Origin of the sequence: Streptomyces silaceus (genome assembly GCF_001419745.1) — a bacterium.
Classification (GTDB): Bacteria; Actinomycetota; Actinomycetes; order Streptomycetales; family Streptomycetaceae; genus Streptomyces; species Streptomyces silaceus.
Map to the genome: position 1 here is coordinate 1 of NZ_LIRJ01000085.1, position 19,586 is coordinate 19,586.

14 protein-coding genes, 2 tRNA genes and 1 pseudogene are annotated in these 19,586 nt (G+C 71.2%); 7 read left to right on the forward strand and 10 right to left on the reverse strand.

All coding sequences use genetic code 11. The annotated features are described in order from the left end of the window. A partial coding sequence (locus AOK22_RS10090) for a hypothetical protein (protein ID WP_055698246.1) occupies positions 1–819 on the forward strand: 819 nt, incomplete at its 5' end. Positions 820–907: 88 nt separating this feature from the next. Beyond that, a complete protein-coding gene (locus AOK22_RS10095) occupies positions 908–1,843 on the forward strand; it encodes a hypothetical protein (protein WP_055698247.1) in 936 nt (311 codons plus the stop codon). An 84-nt stretch (positions 1,844–1,927) separates the two neighbouring features. Here AOK22_RS10095 and clpX read toward each other — a convergent pair whose 3' ends face one another. The 5 genes from clpX to AOK22_RS10120 all read right to left on the reverse strand — a co-directional run bounded on the left by clpX (position 1,928) and on the right by AOK22_RS10120 (position 6,655). Then, the gene (gene clpX / locus AOK22_RS10100) at positions 1,928–3,214 is read right to left on the reverse strand and encodes an ATP-dependent Clp protease ATP-binding subunit ClpX (protein ID WP_055698248.1); all 1,287 of its coding nucleotides are present in this window, start codon (positions 3,212–3,214) and stop codon (positions 1,928–1,930) included. A gap of 167 nt (positions 3,215–3,381) precedes the next feature. After that, complete coding sequence (locus AOK22_RS10105; protein WP_055698249.1) at positions 3,382–4,086, reverse strand: ATP-dependent Clp protease proteolytic subunit; 705 nt, start codon at positions 4,084–4,086, stop codon at positions 3,382–3,384. A 61-nt stretch (positions 4,087–4,147) separates the two neighbouring features. Next, positions 4,148–4,753, reverse strand: coding sequence for an ATP-dependent Clp protease proteolytic subunit (locus AOK22_RS10110; protein WP_055698256.1), 606 nt, complete (start codon positions 4,751–4,753; stop codon positions 4,148–4,150). 303 nt (positions 4,754–5,056) lie between these two features. Continuing rightward, complete coding sequence (gene tig / locus AOK22_RS10115) at positions 5,057–6,439, reverse strand: trigger factor (protein ID WP_055698250.1); 1,383 nt, start codon at positions 6,437–6,439, stop codon at positions 5,057–5,059. A 139-nt stretch (positions 6,440–6,578) separates the two neighbouring features. Beyond that, a tRNA-Pro gene (locus AOK22_RS10120) sits at positions 6,579–6,655 on the reverse strand. Between the two features lie 143 nt (positions 6,656–6,798). On the opposite strand from AOK22_RS10120, the gene AOK22_RS10125 reads away from it, so the two are divergent. The 3 genes from AOK22_RS10125 to AOK22_RS10135 all read left to right on the forward strand — a co-directional run bounded on the left by AOK22_RS10125 (position 6,799) and on the right by AOK22_RS10135 (position 10,048). Then, a tRNA-Gly gene (locus AOK22_RS10125) sits at positions 6,799–6,869 on the forward strand. A gap of 382 nt (positions 6,870–7,251) precedes the next feature. Further along, the gene (locus AOK22_RS10130) at positions 7,252–8,640 is read left to right on the forward strand and encodes a family 2B encapsulin nanocompartment shell protein (protein ID WP_055698251.1); all 1,389 of its coding nucleotides are present in this window, start codon (positions 7,252–7,254) and stop codon (positions 8,638–8,640) included. After that, complete coding sequence (locus tag AOK22_RS10135; RefSeq protein ID WP_055698252.1) at positions 8,627–10,048, forward strand: cysteine desulfurase; 1,422 nt, start codon at positions 8,627–8,629, stop codon at positions 10,046–10,048. Before AOK22_RS10130 ends, AOK22_RS10135 begins: the two co-directional genes overlap by 14 nt. Before the next feature lie 16 nt (positions 10,049–10,064). On the opposite strand, the gene AOK22_RS10140 is transcribed toward AOK22_RS10135, so the two are convergent. Both AOK22_RS10140 and AOK22_RS10145 read right to left on the reverse strand, forming a co-directional pair. Beyond that, positions 10,065–12,188, reverse strand: a complete 2,124-nt coding sequence (locus tag AOK22_RS10140) for a protein kinase domain-containing protein (protein ID WP_055698253.1) — start codon at positions 12,186–12,188, stop codon at positions 10,065–10,067. Positions 12,189–12,275: 87 nt separating this feature from the next. Beyond that, positions 12,276–12,470, reverse strand: coding sequence for a hypothetical protein (locus AOK22_RS10145; RefSeq protein ID WP_055698257.1), 195 nt, complete (start codon positions 12,468–12,470; stop codon positions 12,276–12,278). Positions 12,471–13,090: 620 nt separating this feature from the next. Here AOK22_RS10145 and AOK22_RS10150 point away from each other — a divergent pair. After that, positions 13,091–14,255 (forward strand): annotated as a pseudogene (locus AOK22_RS10150) (acyltransferase family protein). Positions 14,256–14,262: 7 nt separating this feature from the next. Here the strand turns inward: AOK22_RS10150 and AOK22_RS10155 are convergent. The 3 genes from AOK22_RS10155 to AOK22_RS10165 are packed head-to-tail and all read right to left on the reverse strand — an operon-like array spanning position 14,263 to position 17,983. Then, positions 14,263–14,715 (reverse strand): HD domain-containing protein, encoded by a 453-nt coding sequence (locus tag AOK22_RS10155; RefSeq protein WP_055698254.1) that lies wholly within the window; start codon positions 14,713–14,715, stop codon positions 14,263–14,265. Between the two features lie 23 nt (positions 14,716–14,738). Next, positions 14,739–17,192 (reverse strand): FtsX-like permease family protein, encoded by a 2,454-nt coding sequence (locus AOK22_RS10160; protein WP_055698255.1) that lies wholly within the window; start codon positions 17,190–17,192, stop codon positions 14,739–14,741. Further along, positions 17,192–17,983, reverse strand: coding sequence for an ABC transporter ATP-binding protein (locus tag AOK22_RS10165; protein WP_055698258.1), 792 nt, complete (start codon positions 17,981–17,983; stop codon positions 17,192–17,194). Before AOK22_RS10165 ends, AOK22_RS10160 begins: the two co-directional genes overlap by 1 nt. 384 nt (positions 17,984–18,367) lie before the next feature. On the opposite strand from AOK22_RS10165, the gene AOK22_RS10170 reads away from it, so the two are divergent. Then, positions 18,368–19,579: a cation:proton antiporter gene (locus AOK22_RS10170; protein ID WP_244164726.1), complete on the forward strand. Its 1,212-nt coding sequence runs from the start codon at positions 18,368–18,370 to the stop codon at positions 19,577–19,579. Positions 19,580–19,586: the final 7 nt, after the last annotated feature.

Here is a 19,586-nt window from a genome sequence, read left to right on the forward strand (position 1 = left end):
CAGCAGCCCGGCCCCTACGGGCAGCAGCCGCCCCAGGGCCCCTACGGACAGCAGCCCCAGGCCCCCTACGGACAGGTCCCGCCCCCGCCGCCCGGCGGCGGCAAGAAGACCGGCCTGATCATCGGGATCGTCGCCGTGGTCGCCGCCGCGGCCGTCGGCGGCTACTTCCTCCTCGCAGGCTCCGACGACGACAAGGGCGGCAAGAACGGCGGCTCGTCGAACGTGGCGGACGGCGGCATCAAGGACGACGGCCCCCACAAGCTGACCACGCCCGGCACCCTCCTCGGCGAGTACCAGAAGGAGGACGGCCAGACCGGCGGCTTCAACTCCAGCGACCTCGCGGCCGCCGAGAAGGCGGGCGTGAAGGACCCCCAGGACGTCGACGCCGGGTACAAGGCGGGCGACGAGAGCAACCCGCTCGCGCAGAAGGCCATCCAGTTCATGGGCGTCTACGGCGACGTCACCGACCCGGGCAAGGTCGTCGACAGCATGTTCGCCAAGGTCAAGAAGGACTCCGAGAGCGGGGGCGGGGGCTCCTCGACGGGCGAACTGGTCGGCAGCCCGAAGGACTTCAGCACCGGCGACGTCGTTCTGAAGTGCCAGGAGTCCGTGATCAAGAACGACAGCGCGGACCCGGGCGCGGGAGCCTCCTCGGGCCCCAAGGAGATCCGCATGCCGGTCTGCATCTGGGGCGACAACAGCACCGTCGCCGTCGTGGTACCGGTCGAGGTCGCCGACGCCATGGCCGGTGAGATCTCGCTCGAGGACGCCTCGGCCACCGCACTGAAGGTCCGCAAGGAAGTCCGCGTCAAGGCCTGACCGGGGCCCGGCGCCGACACGGCACCACCGCACCACCGCACCACCGCACCACCGCACCACCGCACCACCAACGAGGGGAACCCACGCAGTGAGCTACCACCAGCCCGGACCGTACGGCGGGCAGCCGCCGCAGCAGCCCGGACCCTACGGCCAGCAGCCGCAGGCTCCCCAGCCGCCCGGATACGGCTATCCCCAGCAGCCCGGCCCCTACGGGCAGCCGCCGCAGCAGCCGTACGGCCAGCCCCAGCAGCCGGGTCCCTACGGGCAGCCGCCGCAGGGGATTCCGCCGCAGGCCCCCTACGGGCAGTACCCGCAGCCCCCGCAGGGCGGCGGCGGCAAGAAGGCCGGGCTGATCATCGGCGCCGTGGTCGTCGTGGCCGCGGCGGCCGTCGGCGGCTACTTCCTCCTCGCCAAGGGTGACGGCGGCTCCTCCGTCGCCGACGACGGCAAGACGTACGAGCTGACGACGCCCGCGACGGTGCTCGGCGGCGAGTACACGAAGGCGGAGTCGGCCGGCGGGGGCGGCGGCATGTCCTCCAGCGACGTCAAGGACCTGGAGAACAGGGGCGTCAGCGGCGCGAAGGACGTCAACGGCCAGTACACCGCCGGGACGAGCACGAGTCAGAAGACCCTCAACTTCTCCGGTGTCTACGGCAAGATCGACGACCCCGAGAAGGTCGTCGACGGCATGTTCGCCGAGATGAAGAAGAAGTCCACGGAGAACCCCGGCAGCATCACCCTCATCGGCTCCCCCGAGGAGTTCAGCCCGGCCGGCTTCGACAACGGCGTCATGAAGTGCCAGAAGGCCGAGTTCCGCATGGGCGGCGCCGACAAGGCCGAGACCGAGGAAGGCATCCCCAACACCTTCCAGACCCCGCTGTGCATCTGGGGCGACCACAGCACGGTCGCCTCCGTCGGCCACTCCGACGCGAGCGCCACCCTCAAGGGCACCGACATCTCGCTGCAGACCGTCGCCGACCTCGCGGCCAAGCTGCGCTCCGACGTCCGCGTCGAGGCCAAGTAACGCGCCCCACAAGCGACATGGAGAAGGGGGCGCCCGGCGATCACTCGCCGGGCGCCCCCTTCTCCGTACGGAAGAAGTGACCGCCTACGCGGACTTCTGCTCCCCGGCCCCCGGGCCGCGCACGTCGCGCGGCACCAGCGTCGGGTTCACGTTCGAGCGGACGACGTCCGCCGTGATGACGACGCGGGCCACGTCCTTGCGGGACGGCACCTCGTACATCACCGACTGGAGGACTTCCTCCATGATGGCGCGCAGGCCGCGCGCGCCGGTCTGCCGCAGGATCGCCTGGTCCGCGATGGCCTCCAGGGCCTCGCGCTCGAAGTCCAGCTCCACGCCGTCGAGTTCGAACAGGCGCTGGTACTGCTTCACGAGCGCGTTGCGCGGCTCGACCAGGATCTGGAGCAGTGCCTCACGGTCGAGGTTGTGGACCGAGGTGATCACGGGGAGGCGGCCGATGAACTCGGGGATCATCCCGAACTTCACCAGGTCCTCCGGCATGATGTCCTCGAACTGGTCCTTCTCCTCCATCTCGCGCTTCGAGCGGATGGTGGCGCCGAAGCCGATGCCCTTGGCGCCCGCCCGCGACTCGATGATCTTCTCCAGGCCGGCGAAGGCGCCGCCCACGATGAAGAGCACGTTCGTCGTGTCGATCTGGATGAACTCCTGGTGCGGGTGCTTGCGTCCGCCCTGCGGCGGCACGGAGGCGGTGGTGCCCTCCAGGATCTTCAGCAGGGCCTGCTGGACGCCCTCACCCGATACGTCGCGCGTGATCGACGGGTTCTCGCTCTTGCGGGCGACCTTGTCGATCTCGTCGATGTAGATGATGCCCGTCTCGGCCTTCTTGACGTCGTAGTCGGCGGCCTGGATGAGCTTCAGGAGGATGTTCTCGACGTCCTCGCCGACATAGCCCGCCTCCGTCAGCGCCGTCGCGTCCGCGATCGCGAACGGGACGTTCAGCATGCGGGCGAGCGTCTGCGCGAGGAGCGTCTTGCCGGAGCCGGTCGGACCGAGCAACAGGATGTTGGACTTGGCGAGTTCGATCGCGTCGTCACGGCCCTGCGCGCCGCCGTTCTCTCCGGCCTGGACCCGCTTGTAGTGGTTGTACACCGCTACCGAGAGGGCCTTCTTCGCGGGCTCCTGGCCCACGACGTAGCCCTCAAGGAATTCGTAGATCTCGCGAGGCTTGGGAAGTTCCTCCCAGCGGACCTCGCTCGTCTCCGCGAGCTCTTCCTCGATGATCTCGTTACAGAGGTCGATGCACTCATCGCAGATGTACACACCGGGGCCTGCGATGAGCTTCTTGACCTGCTTCTGACTCTTTCCGCAGAACGAGCACTTGAGCAGATCGCCGCCGTCACCGATGCGTGCCACGAGGTGCTTCCCCTTCGCCTGGGAGACGCCACGTTCAGCGGCTCCTGGTGCCTCATATCCGACGGTACCTTGCCGGGCCCCCCGTTCGGGCCCCCCTTGGCACGGTTCGCTTCGACGCGGGTCGTGCGCGAACCGTGCCACGGAGCGGCAGATGCTACAGCTCTGCGTCAGACGACCGAGGAATTGTTCATCTTCCGGGTGGAGATGATCTGGTCGACCAGGCCGTACGCGAGCGCGTCCTCGGCCGTGAGGATCTTGTCGCGCTCGATGTCGTCGCGGATCTTCTCGATCGGCGTCGTGGAGTGCTTGGCCAGCATCTCCTCCAACTGCGAGCGCATCCGGAGGATCTCGTTGGCGGCGATCTCCAGGTCGGAGACCTGGCCGCGGCCGGTCTCGCTGTAGGGCTGGTGGATCAGCACGCGGGCGTTCGGGAGCGCCATGCGCTTGCCCGGCGTACCGGCCGCGAGGAGCACGGCGGCGGCGGACGCGGCCTGGCCCATGCAGACGGTCTGCACGTCGGGCTTCACGAACTGCATCGTGTCGTAGATGGCCGTGAGGGCGGTGAAGGAACCACCCGGGCTGTTGATGTAGATCGAGATGTCGCGGTCCGGGTCCATCGACTCCAGGCACAGGAGCTGCGCCATGACGTCGTTGGCGGAGGCGTCGTCGATCTGCACGCCGAGGAAGATCACGCGCTCCTCGAAGAGCTTCGCGTACGGGTCGTACTCACGCACGCCCTGCGAGGTGCGCTCGACGAAGCGCGGGATGACGTAGCGCGACTCGGCGCGCGCACCGGTGAACTCGGCCTGCGCGGACTGGCGGTACTCGGCCTGGGTGCGCTCGTACAGGCCGCTGCCGGGGAAGTTGTTCATCTCTCTTGGTCTCCTGAGGAGCGTGGGCTGAGGGGTCGGCTGAGGGCGCTGAGGGGCTGCCTCAGGCGCCCGTGCCGCCCCCGCCCGGCATGCCGGCGGCGCTGGACATGATGTCGTCGATGAGGCCGTACTCCTTGGCCTCCTGCGGGTCGAACCAGCGGTCGCGGTCCGAGTCGTGGGTGACCTGCTCCACGGTCTGGCCGGTGTGGAAGGCCGTCAGCTCCGCCATGCGCTTCTTGGTGAGCAGGAGGCGCTCGGCGTGGATCTTGATGTCCGACGCGGAACCGGCGAGACCGGCGGAGGGCTGGTGGATCAGGATCTCGGCGTTCGGCAGCGCGAAGCGCTTGCCGGGCGTACCGGCGCTGAGCAGGAACTGGCCCATGGAGGCAGCCATGCCCATCGCGATCGTCACCACGTCGTTCTTGATGTACTGCATGGTGTCGTAGATCGCCATGCCCGCGGTGATCGAGCCGCCGGGGCTGTTGATGTACAGGAAGATGTCCTTGTCCGGGTCGGCGGCAAGGAGCAACAGCTGCGCGGTGATCTTGTTGGCAATGTCGTCGTCGACCGGCTGGCCGAGGAAGATGATCCGCTCGTTGAGCAGCCGGTTGTAGACCTGGTCGCCGAGGCCACCACCGATGGAAGGCTCGCCGGCGGCGGAGGGCATCAGATTCGTCACGTATCCACCTGCTCGTCTTACGACGGCGCCGGGCCGTCTCACGTCTTCTCCTGGGACCTGGGTTCCCTCGTGCGCGCCGACTCTCCGGGGCGGCTTCGGGGGCTCCCCTGCCCTCGTATTCATGGACCCTAACGCGCGGGCCCCTTCGGGGAATCCCGGAGGGCTGACTGTTCGCTGTGAGCGCAGGTCGCTGCGCTCGGCGGGGGCGGGTGGGGTGACCGCGCCCCAAAAGCACCCCGGGCCCCGGGACAGAAGTCCCGGGGCCCGGCGCGCACAGCGTCAGAGCGAGGCTCAGGCCTCGGTCTTCTCCTCGGCCGCGGCCTCGTCGGAGGAGGCCTCGACCGTCTCGGCGGTCTCGTCCTCGTCGTCGTCGAGGTCCACGATCTCGCCGTTCGTGTCCTTGACCGTCGCCGCCTCGACGACGACCGCCAGGGCCTTGCCGCGGGCGACCTCGCCGACCAGCATCGGGACCTGGCCGCCCTCGACGACGGCCTGGGCGAACTGGTCGGGGGACATGCCGGAGGACTGCGCGCGACGCATGAGGTGCTCGGTGAGCTCCTCCTGGTTCACGTTCAGCTTCTCCTTGTTGACGAGCTCGTCCAGGACGAACTGCGTCTTGATGCCCTTCTCCGCCTGCTCCTTGGTCTCGGCGTCGAACTCCTCGCGGGACTTGCCCTGGATCTCCAGGTACTTGTCCAGGTCGAGGCCCATCTGGCCGAGCTGGTGGTGCTCGAGGTTGTGCGTGCGGGTCTGGATCTCGTCCGCGAGGAGCTTCTCGGGGACGGGGACCTCGACCAGCTCGAGCAGCTTCTCCAGGACGCGCTCCTGGGCCTGCGTCGCCTGGTCGTACTGCTTCATGCTCTCGAGGCGCTTGCGGCTGTCCGCCTTGAGCTCGTCCAGCGTGTCGAACTCGGAGGCCAGCTGCGCGAAGTCGTCGTCCAGCTCGGGCAGTTCACGCTTGGCGACCTGGGTGACCTTGACGGTGACCTCGGCCTCCTTGCCGGCGGCCGAGCCGCCCTTGAGCTCGGAGGTGAAGGTGGCCTCGCCACCGGCCTCCAGGCCCTTCACGGCGTCGTCGATGCCCTCGAGCAGCTCGCCGGAGCCGATCGTGTAGGAGACGCCGGACGCGACGCCGTCCTCCAGGACCTCGCCCTCGACCTTGGCCTCGAGGTCGATCGTCACGACGTCGCCGTCCTCGGCGGCGCGCTCGACCGGGGAGGTGGAGGCGAAGCGCCCGCGCAGCTCCTCGACGGCCTTGTCGACGTCCTCGTCGGTGACCTCGACGGCGTCGACCTCGACCTCGATGCCGGAGTAGTCCGGGATCTCGATGGTCGGGCGGACGTCGACCTCGGCGGTGAAGTTGAGGGTCTCGTTGTCCTTCAGCTCGGTGATGTCCACCTCGGGCTGGCCCAGGACGTTGAGCTCGGCCTCGTTGACCGCCTCGGTGTAGAACTTCGGCAGCGCGTCGTTGACGGCCTCTTCGAGGACCGCACCGCGGCCGAACCGCTGGTCGATGACGCGGGCCGGGATCTTGCCCTTGCGGAAGCCCTTCACCGTGACCTGCTGGTTGATCTTCTTGTACGCCGCGTCGAGGCTGTCCTTGAGCTCCTCGAAGGGCACCTCGACAGTGAGCCGAACCCGGGTCGGGTTCAGGGTCTCCACGGCGCTCTTCACGGTTCGGTCTCCTTGGTGGGCTGACTGCTTGGTTTCTGCCCGGATCAGAGACACACGGGCACACAGCTTGCATAGTAACGGCAAGCGGGAGCCGACCCACAATGCGATCTTCGATGCGATCGCGCGGAGAGGAACAAGGTGGTCGGGGTGGCGGGATTTGAACCCACGGCCTTCCGCTCCCAAAGCGGACGCGCTACCAAGCTGCGCCACACCCCGTCGGTGCGACACGTAGGGTACATGCCCGCAGGCAGTGCGGCTCCCCGTTAAACGGGGGCGGAAAGAAGGGGGTGTGCGGGGAAGGCCCGCGACCCGCTACGATGCCTGTCGTGCCGCGGTCCCCGGTCCGTGGCGTGAACCATGCGGGCGTAGCTCAATGGTAGAGCCCTAGTCTTCCAAACTAGCTACGCGGGTTCGATTCCCGTCGCCCGCTCTGACAAGGAGAACCCCGGACCGAATCGGTCCGGGGTTCTTCGCGTTCCGGGCGCCTCGCGGGCCGGATACGGGGCGGGGGCACCGCCCGTCCGGGAGCACCGACGGGCCCGGTTGTGCCAGAGGACTTTGCGCCCCACGCCATAACGGCTTCTTTCAGCACCGCTTAGCTCCCCCTCAGGGACGTATCGCGTCGGATACGAGCAGTTCGGAAGCCACCCTTCCGGGGCTGTTCCGACAGCGTCGCCGCTCAGCGGCACGGCGCCCGGAGGGCAGCCGCCGCATTCCGGCCTGTCCTCTTCAATCACGACAAATGGCCCCTTGTGGTCTGGCGATCAACCCGCTGACGATCGGTCCCACTTTCCCGCTTCGAGGAGGTTGTGATGACCGACCGACTGTCTCTCGGACCCGATGCCGCACGGCAGCTGGCGACCGCGACCAAGACCACGCCCCAGATGCGCGGCATCACCCCGCGCTATCTGCTGCGCGCCCTGCCCTGGGTCGACCTGGAGTCCGGCGTCTACCGCGTGAACCGCCGCCGCACCTACGTGCTCGGCGACGACCGCATCAGCACGTACGAGGAGAACGGCACCTCCCGCGTGGTGCCCGGCGACTTACGCGAGATGCCCTACCTGCGCGAGGCCGACGACGCCACCGTCGCCGCCCTCGCCGACGCCTTCACCGAGGTGACCTTCGAACCCGGTCAGGTGCTCGTCCAGGAGGGCGACGCCGCCGACCGGCTGTGGGTGCTCGTGACCGGGCGGGCCGAGAAGCGGGTGACCGGGCGGTACGGCGAGGACGCGCTGCTCGACGTGGTCGGCGACGGCCAGTTCTTCGACCTGGGCGCGTGGACCAGGGAGGAGCCGATGCCGTACCGCGTGCAGGCCCTCACCCGCGGCACCGCGCTCGTCGCCGACCGCTCGGCGCTCGCCTCCGCCGCCGAGCGCGACGAGGGCGTGCGCACGGCGATGGAGGCCTACGCCGCGGACGACGGCTCGCTGCCGGGCGCGGAGGTGCCGGTGGACCTGGCCTCGGGGCACGTGGGCGAGCCCGACCTGCCGGGCACGTTCGTCGACTACGAGGACGCGCCCCGCGAGTACCACATGACCCTCGCCCAGACCGTGCTGCGCGTGCACACCCGCGTCGCCGACCTCTACAACGGGCCCATCGACCAGACCCGCGCCCAGGCGAACCTGACCATCGCGGCGCTGCGGGAGCGCCAGGAGGCCTCGCTCCTGAACCACCCCGAGTTCGGCCTGTTCAACAGCGTCTCCCCCGGGCAGCGCGTGCAGGCCCGCACCGGGGCGCCCACCCCCGACGACCTGGACGAGCTCCTGTCGAAGGTGTGGAAGCAGCCCGGTTACTTCGTCGCGCACCCCAAGGCGATCGCCGCGTTCGGGCGGGAATGTACGCGGCGGGGTGTGCCCCCGGTGACGGACAACCGGTTCGGCAGTCCCCTGCTGACCTGGCGCGGGGTGCCGCTCCTGCCCTCCGACAAGGTGCGGTTCACCAACGGCTCGGGCGTCCACACGGGCACCACCGAGATCCTGCTGATGCGGATGGGCGAGGCCGAGCAGGGCGTCGTGGGCCTGCGGCCCGGCGAGGTCGCGGACGAGGTCGAGCCGGGTCTGTCGATGCGGAACATGGGCGTCGACAACAAGGGCATCACGTCGTACCTGATGACGGCGTACTTCAACACCGCGGTCCTGGTGGAGGACGCCATCGCCGTCCTCCAGAACGTCGAGGTGGCCAAGTACCATGACTATTCCTGACATTCTGGGCTCCCTGGTCACGCCACAGGCCGTGCCGGCCCTGCCCCAGGCGACGCAGCCGGCGCCGCCCCAGGCGGTGCGGCCGGCCGTCCCGACGGCCGAGCCGCCGCCCGCCGCGGCGCCGACCCCCGCTCCCCGTGCCGCGGAGTCGACGCTCACCCCGCGGGTCATGGAGCCGGCCGCCTCCCCCGGCGCCTTCTCCGCCGAGGCGGTCCGCGCGGACTTCCCGATCCTGCACCGCACGGTCAACGGCCACCCGCTGGTCTGGCTCGACAACGCGGCGACCACCCAGAAGCCGCGCCAGGTGATCGAGGCCCTCACCGCGTACTACAGCGCCGCCAACTCCAACATCCACCGCGGCGCCCACACCATGGCCCGCGAGGCGACGGAGCTGTACGAGGCGGGGCGGGCCGCGGTGGCCTCGTTCCTGGGGGCCGCCTCGCCGGAGACGATCGCGTTCACGCGCGGCACCACCGAGGCGATCAACCTGGTCGCCCAGACGTGGGGGCGGGCGAACCTGGGCCCCGGGGACGACATCCTCGTACCCGTCCTGGAGCACCACTCGGACATCGTGCCCTGGCAGCTGATCGCCAAGGAGACCCGGGCGCGGGTGGTGCCCGTGCCGCTGGACGCCGACGGGCAGATCGACCAGGCCGCCTATGCCGACCTGCTGTCCTACCGCACCCGGCTGGTCGCGATCAGCCACGCCTCGAACGTGCTCGGCACGGTCCCGCCGGTCAAGGAGATGACCGCGCTCGCGCACCGCTACGACGCGCGGGTGCTGGTGGACGGCGCCCAGGCGGTCGCCCATCTGCCGGTGGACGTGCAGGACCTCGGCGCGGACTTCTACGTCTTCTCCGGGCACAAGCTGTTCGCGCCCACGGGCATCGGCGCCCTGTACGCGCGGCCGGAGATCATGGCCGCCCTCAAGCCGTGGCAGGGCGGCGGCAACATGATCGAGTCGGTCTCCTTCGAACGGACGACGTTCGCGCCCCCGCCGCACCTCCTGGAGGCGGGCACCGGGCACATCTCCGGCGTGGTGGGCCTGCTGGCCGCTCTGAACTGGCTCTCCGGCCTCGACCAGGGCGCCGTGGCCGCGTACGAGAACGCGCTCATGGCGTACGCGCAGCAGGCCATGGCCACCGTGCCGGGCCTCTCGCTGCTGGGCGCGGCGCCCGACCGGATCGCGGTGCTGACCTTCACGCTCGCGGGGCAGGACCCGGCGACGGTCGCCGACTGGCTGGACCGGGACGGCATCGCGGTCCGCGCGGGCCACCACTGCGCGCAGCCCGCGCTCGCGCACTACGGCCTGGAGTCGGCGGCCAGGGCGTCGCTGTCGCTCTACAACACCTCGGAGGAGGTGGACCGGCTCGTGGCGTCGCTGCGGGCGCTGCAGCAGGCCGCGTGAGCCGGGGCGTCGGCGTTCAGGGGTGACGGACGTCGACGGTGTACACGGACCGGATGCCGTAGGGGACGTAGAGGGCGTCGTCGACGAGGGTGAGCGGGGCGCCCTCGTCGGCGGCCCAGGCCTGCCGGCCGGGCCGCCCGTCCCGGGTCCACCGCACCTCCCCGCTCTCGCGGTCGAGGGCGGCGAGGCGGCCGTTGGGCGACGCCACGAAGACCTGGGTCGCGGAGGCGAGGGGGCGCCCGGGGTTCTCGACCGTGGAGTTGGTCTCCCAGGTCTGGCGGCCGGTGCGCGGGTCGACGGCGCGGACGCTGCCGCCCGCCAGCGTGAAGTAGAGCGTGCCCCGGCTGAGGACGGGCGCCGTGCCCGCGGACTGGGGGCGGGAGAGCCGGACGGTGCGACGGTCGCGGCCGCCCGTGGTGACGCTGACGAGGTGGCGGATCTTCGACGCGGAGGTGTCGGCGAGCAGCAGGCGCCCGTCGGCCTGGCCGATGAGGGTGAGGGTGCCGCGCGCGGTGACGGTCCAGGACGGCTTGCCGGTGGCCGGGTCGAGGCGGGAGACGCGCGTGCCCGCCTCCTCCGTGGCGCAGACCAGGTAGCCCTTCGCCGCGGCCTCCCGCAGCTGGCAGTCGCCCTGGGGGAAGGGGAGCGGGTGCTTCCAGCGGGGGTCGCCGTCCTCGGGGTCGAGAAGGGCGTACGAGGTGCCGCCCTCGCCGAGGAAGGTGAGGATGCCGTCCTCCGTGGCCGCCACGCTGCTCGTCCCCGGGGCGAGGTCGGGCGCCTCAGCGAAGGCGCCGTGCTGGGTCGGGGTGGTCCAGAGGGTGTCGCCCGACCGGGCGTCGACGGCCTGGATCGCGTAGTCCCCGACGGACTGCTGGTCCTTCCCCTCCGTCTCGTCGTTGCGGTACACGAAGACGCGGTCGCCCGCCGCCCCGATGACGTCGCCCTCCATGTTGCCGCTGTCGTCGGGTCCCGGGTCGACGGGCTCGCCCCACTCCCGCTCGCCGGTGGCCAGGGAGAAGCGGACGGCCTTCACGTCGTCGCCCGCGCAGATCAGTCCCTTCCCGGCGGCGGTGCAGCGCGCGAAGCGCCCGCTGGCATCGTCCTTGGCGCCGGTCTCGGTGTCCTTCGCCGTCCACTCCCGCCAGCCCTCGGGGAGCACGCTGGCCGCCACCGTGTCGTCCTGGGCGAGCCGGACGGCCAGGCCCGCGCCCAGGACCGCGAGGAGGACCCCGCCCACCGACGCGGCGATCAGGAGTCTGCGGCGGCGGGGGCGCGGGGCGGCCTCCCCGGTGCCGGCGGCGGGGGCCTCCGGCTCGCGTCTCGGCGGCATCGGCTCGCCCTTGAGGAGGGCGAGGAGCTCGTCCGGGGTGGGGCGCTCGACCGGCTCCTTCGCCAGGCACCGCTCGACGAAGGGGCGCAACTCCTCGGGGACGCGGTCGAGTTCGGGGGCGCCCTCGACGACGCGGGTGGCCGTCTCGTAGGGGCTGTCACTGTCGAAGGGGCCGGCGCCCGTCGCCGCGTAGGCGAGGACCGCGCCGAGCGAGAAGACGTCGGAGGCGGGGCCGACGTCGCGCGGGGTGGTGAGCTGCTCCGGGGACATGTAGGGCGGGGTGCCCATGACGCGGCCCGTCTGGGTCAGGGCGTCCGCGCCGAGCGCCTCGGCGGCGCGGGAGACCCCGAAGTCGATGACGCGGGGGCCGTCGTCGGCCAGCATCACGTTGGCCGGTTTGAGGTCGCGGTGGACCACGCCGACGCGGTGGATGTCGCGCAGCGCCTCGGTGAGTCCGGCGGCCAGCTCGCGCAGCCGGTCCAGCGGCAGCGGGCCCTCCCGGCGCACATGGGCACCGAGGGTCTCGCCGGGTATGTGGACCGTCGCCATCCAGGGGCTCGGCGCGTCCGCGTCGGCGTCCACGACGGGCGCGGTGAAGGCGCCGCTGACCTGGCGGGCGGCGGCCACCTCGCGGCGGAAGCGGATGCGGAACTCCGGGTCGTCGGCGTACTGCCCGTGGACGACCTTCAGGGCGAGCCGGCGCCCCGAGGCGGACCGGGCGAGATAGACGACGCCCATGCCGCCGGAGCCGAGCCGGTCCTCGATCGGATATCCGCCGATCTGGTCCGGGTCCGAGTCGCGCAGAACCATCCCTCACGCCCCCCGTCCCCACGGCTCCCGCTCTCCAGTTCCCCTTCCCCGCAGCGTACGCCGCTTCGGCAGCGGCCCCGAAGGGCCTCAGAAACTGATCGAGTTGATGGTCTCCGCCACTTCGTTGAGGAAGCGATTTATCGACGGCGCCATGCCGGTGGAGGCGAGGAAGAACCCGAAGAGCACCGCGACGAGCGCGGGCCCCGCCTTGAGCGATCCCCCGCGGATCAGCACCACAAGGATGATCGCCAACAGCAGTACCACTGACAGCGAAATGGCCACACTGATCACACCCTAGGTCGGTCGCTCTCCCGGCCCGGGGGGTACGACCCCGCACACCCCCGCCAGGGACCATCGTGCCACCAACGGGCCCACTGTATGCGGCGGGTGACACATCGTCGGCCAACGCTTCCCGGTCCGGCGCGCGGGGGCGCCCCCCGGGGCGCATGAACAGCGCACCCCCGCACGACAATTCGACGACCTGCGGTCATCCACAATTCGGCTTGATCGTTGCCATCGCCACACACGACGTTCGCAGGAAATTCGAATTGTCGCCGAGGGCACATCACGAGGCCGTAACCCCACCGAAATCTGCGGACCAACCGGACATTGCGCCAGAGTCGCCCGAGGGTGTTATGCCCCATTTAAACCGGATGAGTTGTGACGTAAGGGGCAAGGTTCCGCCACATCTCTTTGCCTACTCAACCGAATCCCGGGTACTCGGGACCCGTTAAGCGGGATTCGCCTCAGTGATGGACAGAGATTGAGTTGAGAGAAGTGACGAGGGTTTTACGAAGACACTGCCGCGACGCTAGGGTGCCTCAGATGTTCCACGCTGCCACCATCCCCGCAGGCGCAGTGCGGTCCCGGATCGTCTCACCGAGTTCTTGGTGGGAGGGCCTGTGACCAACTCGGTGCACCCGCACGGACGCCACCGGGCGCCGCTCCCCCCAGTCCAGGTGCCGGCGGACGGAGTCCCCACTCCCCGCGCCCACCACCCGGAACGCCGCGAAGCCCGCCAAGCAGCGGGACGCGTTCTTCGACAACGCCAAGTACCTGGCGATCGTCCTCGTGGCGATGGCCCACGCGTGGGAACCCCTGACGGATCACAGCCGCGCCGCCGAGGCGCTGTACATGACCGTCTATACGTTCCACATGCCGGCGTTCATCCTGATCTCCGGCTACTTCTCGCGCAGCTTCGACATGCGGCCGGACCGCCTCAAGCGCCTGGTCACCGGCGTCGCCGTGCCGTACGTCATCTTCGAGGTCGCGTACACCCTCTTCAAGCGCTACGCGGACGACGACCCCACCCAGCCGATCAGCCTGCTCGACCCCTGGTACCTCACCTGGTTCCTGGTCGCGCTGTTCGTCTGGCGGCTCACCGTGCCGCTGTGGAAGATCGTGCGCTGGCCCGTGCCGCTCGCGCTGGCCATCGCCATGCTCGCCGTGATCTCACCGGACATCGGCGACGACCTCGACCTCCAGCGCGTCCTGCAGTTCATGCCGTTCTTCGTGCTCGGCCTCTTCATGAAGCCCGAGTACTTCCAGCTGGTGCGCCGCCGCGAGGTGCGGATCCTGTCGGTGCCGGTCTTCGCGTGCGCGGTGCTCCTCGCGTACTGGGCCGCGCCCCGGATGACCTCCGTGTGGTTCTACCGCCGGGACAGCGCCCAGGAGCTGGGCGTGCCCTGGTGGGTCGGCATCGTGATGACGCTGGCGCTCTTCGGCTGCTCCGTCGTCCTCACCGCGTGCTTCTTCGCCTGGGTGCCGCGCCGCAAGATGTGGTTCACGATCCTCGGCGCCGGCACGCTCTACGGCTACCTGCTGCACGGCTTCCTCGCCAAGGGCTCCCGTTTCTGGGGCTGGTTCGAGGACTACGAGTGGCTGCACAAGCCGCTCGGCGAGATCTTCGTGACGGCCGTCGCCGCGACCGTGGTGACCCTGCTGTGCACGCCGCCGGTGCAGCGGATGTTCCGCTTCGCGATGGAGCCCAGGATGGAGTGGGCCTTCAAGCGCGACGCGGCGGCGCTGGCCCGCGAGCGGGCCACGTCCTCCGCGAAGGCGACGTAACCGGGACCTACTCGATCCCCAACAGGGCGCGCATGCCGGCGTACTTCGCCGTCAGGCGCGCCCTCGTCGTTTCGTCGAGGACCGCGAGGCGGGCCGGGTCCGCGTTGTGGGCGAGGTCCGCCTCCTTCACCAGGCGGGCACCGGGGGTCGCGAGGATCCTGCGCGCGTACGCCTCCTTCGGCTCGTCCGCGCGCTTGGTGAGCGCGCGGACGATGGCCTTCGTACGAGGGGTCAGCGGTGCGTCCGTGAGCCACCGCTCCGACAGGGCGTCGTCCTCCACGGAGTCGTGCAGCCAGGCCGCGGCGACCTGGTCGTCGTCGCCGCCCCTCGCCCTGACCCCGTCGGCCACGGCCTGGAGGTGTTCGGCGTAGGGGCGGCCCGCCTTGTCGGTCTGGGCGGCGTGGGCCCGGCGGGCGAGGGCCTCGACTTCCGGGAGGGGCAGGATCGGGGTGGGGTTCATGCGGGGATTCTGCCCGGACCGCGTCACGTGGACTTCAGCGCCGCCCTCGCCGGGAGCGTCGTCGCCGCGAGGCCGAGGACCAGGATCCCGCCCGCGAACGAGCCGTACACGAGCGGCGGGACGTACGGGGACTCGCCCGTCAGGCCCTTCATCATCGGGACCAGCGTGGCCAGGGCGATGGCCGAGCCGATCACGATGCCCGCGCAGGCGACCAGGAGGGCCTCCCAGCGGATCATCCGCATCACCTGGCGGCGCGTGGAGCCGATGAGGCGGAGCGTGCCGAGCTCGCGACGGCGGTCCAGGACCGTCATCACCAGGGTGTTGACCGCGGCGACGGCCGCGAAGCCGCCGAGCACGGCCGCCATGACCGTGTTCCCCCAGGCGTTGACCGCGCGGTCCACGGACTGGGCGGTGGCGTAGCCGTCGCGGTCCTGGAGGGTGCCGAGCGCGGCGAGCGCCCGCGCGGAGCCGCCCCGCGTCCAGATCTCGGTGGCGAAGGACGAGGTGACGTGCCGCTTCACGTCGGCCGCGGGCATCGTCACCTGGGAGAGGCCGAGGCCCCTGGCGTACGTCGCCACGACCTTCGGCGACGCCTTGGTGCCGTCGGGCAGCCGGATGGCGACGCGGTCGCCCGTCCCGACGTGGGCGGAGTCGGCGAGCGCCTTGTCGATCGCGATCTCGCCCCTGCCGAGCTTCAGGGCGCCCGTCTCGACCTTGAGGTCCTGGACCTTCGCCAGGTCGGCGGCCGAGCCGGTGACGCCCTGGACGGACGCCGACTCCAGCCAGCGGTCGCCGCCCGAGCCCACCGGGACGAGCACGGAGGTCTTGAGCAGACCGACGGCCGAGGTGACCCCCGGGGTGCCGGCGGCCTCGGCCACCGCGCCCGGGGCCAGGCCCGTGCCGGAGGTGACGATGTGGTCGGCGGTGATGCCCGCGCGCTGCTGGTCGGCGGCGACCCGCTCCTCGCTGGTGTGCATGAAGACGAGGACGGAGGAGAAGGCCATGGCGAGCACGATCGGGGTGATCGCGGAGGCCAGCCGGCGGGCGTTCGTACGGGAGTTGGCGGCGGCGAGCGAGGCGGACGCGCCCGCGCCGCGCAGCGGCAGGCCGAACAGGGCGGCGCAGGCGCGGGCCACCAGCGGGCCGAGCAGCGCCACCGCGAGCATGAAGAGCATGACGATGCCGAGGGCCGCGTTGGCCGCGTCCTCACCGGTGTTGCTCGCGGCGACCCCGGCGAAGACCGTGCCGCCGACCGCGGCGGCGACCCCCAGCGGCGTACGGATCCACCCGAACGGCACCCGCTCCACGGACGCCTCGCTGAGCGCCTGGCCCGGCTTGATGCGGGAGGGGCGGCGGGCCGCCATGTACCCGGCGCCGAGCGCGGTGACGACGGCGACGCCGACGGCGGAGACCAGCGGGATGAAGGAGACCGAAAGGCCGAGGGCCTCGGGGACCGCGCCCCGGTCCTTCAGCTGCTCGAACCACCAGGAGGCCAGGGCGATCCCGGGCAGCACGCCGACCGCTCCGGCGAGCGGCGCGACGAGCAGGGCCTCGGTGGCGATGGTGCGGCGGATCTGGCGCGGGGTGGTGCCGATGGCGCGCAGCAGCGCGTACTCGCGGGCGCGCTGGCCCACCGAGAGCGCGACGGTGCCGGCCGCGGTGAAGACGGCGGTCATGGTGGCGATGCCGCCGAAGGAGCCGCCGAGCGCGGTGAGCATCTCCTTGGCGTAGGCGAGCGAGGAGCCCTCCGCGGCGCTGCGGTCGTCGCCGGTGTGGACCTGGGCCCTGGCTCCCAGGGCGTGCGCGACCCGGGACTTGAGGGCGGCGGCCGTGACGCCGTCCTCCGGCAGGACGGCGATGGCGTCGACCTTGCCCGGGTGGCCGGAGACGCGGACGGCCTCGGAGTCGGCGAACCACGCGGTGGGGGCGCCCTGTCGGCCCTTCACGGTGCCGGAGACGCGGAAGTCGCGGGGGCCGTCCGCCGTGGTGAGCGTGGTGTGGTCGCCGACGCTGGCGCCGGGCGCGGCCAGGACGACCTCGCCGGGGTGCGGGGCGCGGCCCGTGGCGAGCTTCTCACCGGTGAAGGCGGTGGAGCCCCAGCCGTGCGCGGTGACCTCCTTGGCGCCGGAGCGCACGGGGAAGGTGACGTCGGCGACGGCCGTGCGGGCGCCGGGCACCGCGGCGGCCCTGGCGACCAGGGAGTCGTCGATGCGCGCCCGGTCGGGCAGCGGACTGGTGCTCTCGGACCGGCTGTCGCCGCTGCCGGTGACGAAGTGGACCGACTGGTCGGCGGCGGCCACGACGGGCGCGCCGGCGTAGCGGGTGGGCGGCACGGAGGCGCGTACGCCCGTCTCCAGGAGGATGCCGCAGGCGGTCACGATCAGCGAGGCCATCATCAGCGCGACGAACGTGCCGACGAACGCGGCGGGTTTGAAGCGGACGGCCGCGCGGGCGAGGCCGTTGGGGACGTACGCCATTACGCGGCCACCCCCGCGCGGACCGGTGCCGTCAGCGCCGCCATGCGGGCCGTGATCTGCTCCGCGGAGGCGCGCTCCAGGCGGTCGACGAGGCGGCCGTCGGCGAGGAAGAGGACGCGGTCGGCGTGGGCGGCGGCGGCCGGGTCGTGGGTGACCATGACGACGGTGGCGCCCATGGTGTCGACGGCGGAGCGCAGCAGTCCGAGGATCTCGGTGGCCGTGGTGGTGTCCAGGGCGCCGGTGGGCTCGTCGGCGAAGATCACATCGGGCTCGGTGACCAGGGCGCGGGCGATGGCGACGCGCTGCTGCTGGCCGCCGGAGAGCTGGCCGGGGCGGCGGCGGCCCTTGTCGCCGAGGCCGACGCGGGCGAGCATCTCGGCGGCCTTGCGGCGGTCGGGGCGGCGGCCCGCGAGGCGCATCGGCAGGACCACGTTCTGCTCGACGGTCAGCGAGGGCAGCAGGTTGAACGCCTGGAAGACGAAGCCGAGGCGGGTGCGGCGCAGGGCGGTGAGCTTGTTCTCGCTCATCCTGGTGATCTCGGTGCCGCCGAGGTGGACGGTGCCGGAGGTCGGCCGGTCCAGCCCGGCCGCGCACTGCAGGAACGTGGACTTGCCGGAGCCCGAGGGTCCCATGACGGCGGTGAAGCTGCCGTACGGCAGGGCGAGGTCGATGCCGGCGAGCGCGTGCACGGCGCCGGAGCCGCGGCCGTACTGACGGCGGACGCCGCGCAGTTCGACGGCCCGGCCGCCGGAGCGGCCGTCGAGGTGATCACCGAGGTGGGGGCTCGGCATCGCGGGCCGGGCGCTCGGCATCGGGGGCACCGCCGCGGCCGTCGCGCCGCCGTCGGTCCGGTTCTTCCGTCGCAGCCCCATGGCCGTGTCCGCCTTCCGCTCGTCGCTCGCGGGACCTCGCCGTGAGTCGTCCCTGGTCGATGCATCGAACGTACGGAGCGAGGGGTGGTGAGAACCATGAGGTCCGCTGGCGAACACGGGGTGGGGAGAACCCCACCACGGCCGTCACCCGTACCCGCCCTGATTCGTTTGGTAACCTAAGTATTGACGCGTTCTTGACGCGCCCTTTGCACTAAGTCATTGCGCCAGCGTCAACGCCCTGTCGACTCGTACCGACCAAACAGGAGGAACGGGCCCATCGGACACGCAGACACCTTGATAGCCATGGGTGGCGCATTTCTCGCCGCCGCCGTCCTCGCGCGCCTCGGCGGCCGCATCGGACTCCCCACCATTCCGCTCTTCATCCTGGCCGGGATCCTCCTCGGCCCCCACACCCCCGGTGTGGTCCTGGTCTCCGACCCCCACGACCTGGAAATGCTCTCGGCGCTCGGCCTGGTCCTGCTGCTGTTCTACCTGGGCCTCGAGTTCCACATGGACGACCTCAAGACCGGCGGCCGCAAGATGGCCGTCGCCGGAGGCATCTACCTCGCCCTGAACGTCGGCACCGGCCTGGGCTTCGGATTCGCCCTCGGCTGGGGCACCTCCGAAGCGCTGGTCCTCGCCGGAGTCCTCGGCATCTCGTCCTCCGCGATCGTCACGAAGGTCCTGGTCGACACGGGCCGCCTCGGCAACCCCGAGACCAAACCGATCCTCGGCATCATCGTCGTCGAGGACATCTTCCTGGCCCTCTACCTCGCGGCGCTCCAGCCGATCCTGTCCGGCGCGGACAGCCTCTCGGCCGCGGTGATGGACGGCGGCAAGGCCTTCGGCTTCCTGTTGCTGCTCGCGCTCGCCGCCCGCTTCGGCACCCGCGTCATCGGCCGCCTCTTCGCCATCAAGGACGACGAGCTGCTCGTCATCTCCTTCCTCGGCGCGGCCGTCTTCGTCGCCGGCGTCTCGGAGTGGTTCGGCGTCGCGGACGCGATCGGCGCGTTCATGGTCGGCCTGATGCTGGGCAGCACGGCCTCCGGCAACCGGATCCGCAAGCTGGTCCACCCCCTGCGGGACGCGTTCGGCGCGATCTTCTTCTTCGCGTTCGGCCTCTCCATCGACCCCGGCGACCTGCCGGTGGTGCTGTGGCCGGTCCTCGCGGCGGTCGCCGTGACGCTCCTGATGAACGTCCTGGCCGGGCTCGGCGCGGCACGGGTGTACGGCTTCGGGGCGGGCCCCGCGGCGAACATCTCCACCACCCTGCTGGCGCGCGGCGAATTCGCCCTGATCCTCGCCACGATGGCGGCGGGCGCGGGCCTGGACTCGCGCCTCTCGCCCTTCATCGCGGGCTACGTCCTGCTCCTCGCGGTCCTCGGCCCCCTGGCCGCCGGCCGCTCGGCCTGGCTGGCCCGCATCCTCCCGAAGACCAGGGGCGACGACCACGGGAAGAACACCCCGCCCCCGCCCAAGGAGACCCCCCGCACCTCGGCGACGACGGTGGCGTAGCGGGGGG

Excerpts from the sequence above, each read along its gene's own strand:
- AOK22_RS10160 (WP_055698255.1), bottom strand. The coding sequence starts at position 17,192 with ATGGCGTACGTCCCCAACGGCCTCGCCCGCGCGGCCGTCCGCTTCAAA.
- AOK22_RS10155 (WP_055698254.1), bottom strand. The coding sequence starts at position 14,715 with ATGAACCCCACCCCGATCCTGCCCCTCCCGGAAGTCGAGGCCCTCGCC.
- AOK22_RS10105 (WP_055698249.1), bottom strand. The coding sequence starts at position 4,086 with ATGAACAACTTCCCCGGCAGCGGCCTGTACGAGCGCACCCAGGCCGAG.
- AOK22_RS10140 (WP_055698253.1), bottom strand. The coding sequence starts at position 12,188 with ATGGTTCTGCGCGACTCGGACCCGGACCAGATCGGCGGATATCCGATC.
- AOK22_RS10110 (WP_055698256.1), bottom strand. The coding sequence starts at position 4,753 with ATGCCCTCCGCCGCCGGCGAGCCTTCCATCGGTGGTGGCCTCGGCGAC.
- AOK22_RS10135 (WP_055698252.1), top strand. The coding sequence starts at position 8,627 with ATGACTATTCCTGACATTCTGGGCTCCCTGGTCACGCCACAGGCCGTG.
- AOK22_RS10165 (WP_055698258.1), bottom strand. The coding sequence starts at position 17,983 with ATGCCGAGCCCCCACCTCGGTGATCACCTCGACGGCCGCTCCGGCGGC.
- AOK22_RS10170 (WP_244164726.1), top strand. The coding sequence starts at position 18,368 with ATGGGTGGCGCATTTCTCGCCGCCGCCGTCCTCGCGCGCCTCGGCGGC.
- AOK22_RS10130 (WP_055698251.1), top strand. The coding sequence starts at position 7,252 with ATGACCGACCGACTGTCTCTCGGACCCGATGCCGCACGGCAGCTGGCG.